General features: G+C 72.2%; 3 protein-coding genes. 2 read left to right on the top strand and 1 reads right to left on the bottom strand.

Annotated elements, in window-relative coordinates; translation table 11 throughout:
- The first annotated feature begins 27 nt into the window (after positions 1-27).
- On the top strand, positions 28-1,113 hold the full coding sequence (locus tag G6027_RS15610) for a DUF695 domain-containing protein (protein ID WP_182637966.1): 1,086 nt from the start codon (positions 28-30) through the stop codon (positions 1,111-1,113).
- Here G6027_RS15610 and G6027_RS15605 read toward each other — a convergent pair.
- Complete coding sequence (locus G6027_RS15605; protein ID WP_346995769.1) at positions 1,067-2,689, bottom strand: type VII secretion protein EccE; 1,623 nt, start codon at positions 2,687-2,689, stop codon at positions 1,067-1,069. The genes G6027_RS15610 and G6027_RS15605 overlap by 47 nt on opposite strands.
- A gap of 131 nt (positions 2,690-2,820) precedes the next feature.
- On the opposite strand from G6027_RS15605, the gene eccB reads away from it, so the two are divergent.
- The coding region (gene eccB / locus G6027_RS15600; RefSeq protein ID WP_182637964.1) for a type VII secretion protein EccB at positions 2,821-4,166 on the top strand (1,346 nt) is incomplete at its 3' end.

The raw sequence follows: 4,166 nt of genomic DNA, 5'->3' as shown, positions 1-4,166 counted from the left end.
GGACCGTGACGGGCGGAGGGAGAACAGATGGCGATCGGCGCGGCACGACCCCGGCAACTCTCCAGATCGATGGACCTGTCCGGCGTCCGCATCGAGACCGCCAGGCTGCGCTCGGACCGCGCCGTCACGACCTTCTGGCGCTGGTGGACCGAGGGCGGGTGCCGCCGCACGACCGCCGCCCTCGAGTCGGGTGACGCCCGCCGCGTGGTCCCGGAGATCACCTCGCTCATCGAGGCGATCGACCCCGGGTTGTCGTGGGAGTTCGTCCCCGGGTCGGAAGGCGCTCCGCACCGCCTGACCGTCACCGCGGCCGGGGTGCCCGAGCTCCGCGGGGCGGCGCGCCGATGGCTCGCCCAGGCCCCGCCCGCCGACGCATACTGGTCGTACGCGGACCTGCGTGACCCGGTCGCCGGGTGCGCCATGCACTTCCGCGACCGGAGGCTGGGGTTCGACGAGGCCGAGGTGGTGGTGGATTGCGGCCTCTCCCGGGCCGACGTGACCGTGCACCACCCCGGGTTCGCCGGACTCAAGGGACCCGACGCCGGGATCGCCGCCTACCTGCTGCTCGACGCCATGTGCGGCGAGGCCGCGGTGGAGACGTGGGTGGGCATGATCCGCTCCAACGCCACGGCCCCGGGGGACGACGCGGTGTCACTCGACGCGCTGCCCGGGATCCTGCGGGAGATTGAGCGCGACAACACGGACGAGGAGGGGGAGCCGGCCTGGCAGATCCTGCACGGCGACACCTCCTGCGGCCCGATGGTGGCCGTGGTGCGCGTGCCCCTGGTCGCGCTGTCGGCCCCGGAGTTCGACCGGCACGTCGCCGTCCACGTTCCCTATACGGATGTCGAGGACGGTGGACTGCCGGGATCGGCCTCCTTGCCCGGGCTGCGGGATTTTGAGGACCACCTGGTCGACCGCCTGGAGGGCACGGGGGAGTGCGTGGGCGCCGAGAGCTGCAACGGCCGCCGGCTCCTGCACTTCTACGTGGACTCAGCGACCCCCGCGCACGAGCAACTGCGCGTGGCCGCGTCCGGCTGGGAGCAGGGTGAGGTGACCCTGACGGTCACCGACGATCCGGGCTGGCGGAAGGTGCAGCACCTGCGGGTGTGAGGTCCCCCGGACCCGGGACCCGACCTATGAACGCGTCCTCGCCGGGGCCGGTCACCACCGACACCCGCCGGGCGGCTCCGGAACGCGGTTCGACGGAGATCCAGCCGGATATCCTGCCGTCGAGTACCAGGTCGGGCGGGTTCGCTGCCGTCGCACGCCCGGGCCCGGGAGCGTCCCAATCGGCATCCACACGGATCACGGTCGGTGATGTCACGTCAGGGCCGCCGGGCCCCGCGAGCGCGTCGATGCGACCCTCGCTGAGCGGGCCGTCGACGTCCCAGAAGACCGCGTCGACCGGGGCGCCGGCATCCGAGGCATCGGGGTCAACTATCCGGAATCTGGTCTCGTCGTCGATCGCCAGCAGTGGTCGCCAGCGATCCGGGACGTCGGTGACCACCGCCACCCGGTATCCGGCGGCGACCGCACGGAAGGCCACCTGGCGGCAGACGGCCGGGTCGGCAGCGAGGAGTGCCGAGCGCAGGTGAGGCCCCGCCAGCTGGATCGCGGCCGCGTTCCCCGTCCGGGTCGCCCCGAGGATCTGACCGCAACCGTGGGCGGGTGGGGCGAGGGCGTCGAGTTGATCGAGACGCCGCCGGACCGCGGAGCCGGCGAGCGCATCGGGGAGGGACTCACCCGGGACGGGCAGCACCCGCGGAGACGGCAACAGATGACATGATATCGCGGACGGGGGGAGCGATTCCCCGGTGAGCCCCGTGAGACCCACGGTCGAGATGGCGTCGACGACGTCGCGGCGGCCCGGCACCCGGCGGAGACGGAGTACCTCGGTGATGCCTGAGGTGCGTTCAGTGGTGAGGGCGTCCACGACCTCACGCGGGTCTGCCCCGGGGCGGATCACCAACCCCACTGCGTCGGTGGGATCGGCCTCGGCTTCAACGTATCGCTCCGCAAGCTCGGTGGCGTCGAGCACTCGGCACGGAAGCCCGTGATGAACCAGAGATCGGCGGACTCGTTCGGTGGCCACCGCGATGACCCGCTGCGGCGAATCTCGCCCGGCCTCCTCCGGCGCGGTCAGCGCGAGCTCCGACAGGTCGAATCGCAGGAGCAGGTGGACCCGCCGGTGGGAGACCAGAGCCAGCGGGCCCACGAGCGAGCAGTACACCTCGCCGTCGGGGCCCGTCGCCGCTCGTCGCCCGTGAACCACCACGTCGATCCCCTCGAGCAGCACCCCACCCTGGTCGAGCTGTCGCGCGACCGCGCCCAGCGGAAGCCGAACGCCGAGGAAATCCGCCGGGTCGTCGCTTCCGATCTCGGTGGTCTCCAGTGCGCCGGCAGAGATCTCGACACCGGTGGTCACCACCTGGTGACCGCCGACGCAACCGACCAGTGAGAACTCGGGCGAGACCAGGTCGACGACGTCGACGTCGGACCGGCGCGGGCGCGGTCCGCGTCCGAGTAGGGGCCGCCCCCGGTGACGGAGTGTGGCGGCGAGGGCGACCAGTGAGGCGGCGGCAAACTGGACCCAGGGTTGCCAGGGCTGCGGGCAGATCACCGCGAGCACCCCCGAGGTCAGGAGGACGACTACGAGGGCGAGAAGGGAGCGAGGGGCAGCCGTCACCCGTCCTCCTGGCCTGGTCGAGGGCGTGCGAGGCCGCCCGGGAAGCCCGGCCATCTGGCCGGGATCGTGGCGTACCCTACCCCCGGAACTCCCCGCCGCGGGGCGTCACATTCGTGGGAAGGAGCCCGTCCGTGCCGCTGAAGCCGACGACCAGGGCGCAGGTCGACGGGCACCGCTTCCTGTCCCGGCGGGCCCGACACGCGGTGGTCGTCCGCGACGTCCGGATGCTCCACGATCCACTCAGGCGTCAGTCGACGGGACTCATGATGGGTGCGGTCGCCGCCGTCCTCGGTTGCGTCGGGGCGGCGGTCCTGGCCCTCCTCGATCCGACGCCTGATGTCGATCGCGCCGTGGTCATGGTGGGCCGGGACTCCGGCCAGATGTATGTCCGCGCCGGTGACACCGTCCACCCGGTGTTCAATCTCGCCTCCGCCCGTCTGGTGACGGGTCAGCCCACCGACCCGACCACGGTGCGGGACTCGGATATCGCCGGGACGCGGCGCGGTGGTCTGATCGGGATCCCCGGAGCGCCGTCCGCGCTGCCGGCTCATCGCGACGCGGACGGGGCTGCGGCGGTCTCGTGGACGGTGTGCGACGAGATCGCCGACGTCGATCGCGGTCGCCCTCGGATCGTCTCGACGACTGTCGTCGCCCGCGACGGAACGGCGGGACCCGGGCGGGACACCACCGGTGATGAGATCGTCCTGGCCGACCAGGACGGCAGGGGCTGGCTGCTGCGGGACGGAACCCGCTCGAGAATCGACCTGTCGGACGGCGACCTACTGGCGATCCTCGGACTGGGCGGAGTCGCGCCGCGGCCGGTCACGGCGGCGTTGATCGACCCGCTGCCGGAGGTCGATCCGGTGGTGCGACCGGAGATCGATCTGGCAGGGATGCCGGTGGACTACGGTCTCGACTCATTGCGGATCGGGCAGGTCTTCATCGTGGAGACCGCCTCGGGTAGGGGGACCTACGTCGCGCTGGCCGACGGTGTCCAGGAGGTCGGTCCGGTGGTGGCTGACGTCATCCGTTCCACCTCGACGGTGGGGGCGGTCGTGTCCGTTGATCCCGACCGGATGGGCGTTCCTCGCTCGGTGGCGCTGGATGTGGACGCCTTTCCAGCCGATCGCCCGTCGGTCCTCTCGACCAGTGACTCCCCGGTGTTGTGCGTCCGCGTCTCGGGCGGGGAGGGGTCGATCGTTCGGCGGGTGACCGTGGTCGCCGGTGCTCCGGCCCCGTCGGCTGCGGAGGCGCGGAGGGTCGCCGGCGCGGACGGTGGTGGGCCGGCCCTCGATGCCGTCGGCGTACCGGGCGGAGGACTGTGGGTGACCGCGGTCGGGCGTGGGACGTCGACCCGTGGCGGGGTGTCGACGATCGTCACCGACACGGGCGTGCGGTTCGACGTCCCCGATTCGGAGACGGCAGCGGTCCTGGGAGTCGGTGGGACCCCGGTGCCGGTCGACGGTGCGATCATCGA

This window comes from Dietzia sp. SLG310A2-38A2, assembly GCF_014145095.1.
Lineage (GTDB): Bacteria > Actinomycetota > Actinomycetes > Mycobacteriales > Mycobacteriaceae > Dietzia.
The sequence above is the reverse complement of the archived record's forward strand: the minus strand, read 5'-3'. Positions and strand labels throughout refer to the sequence as shown.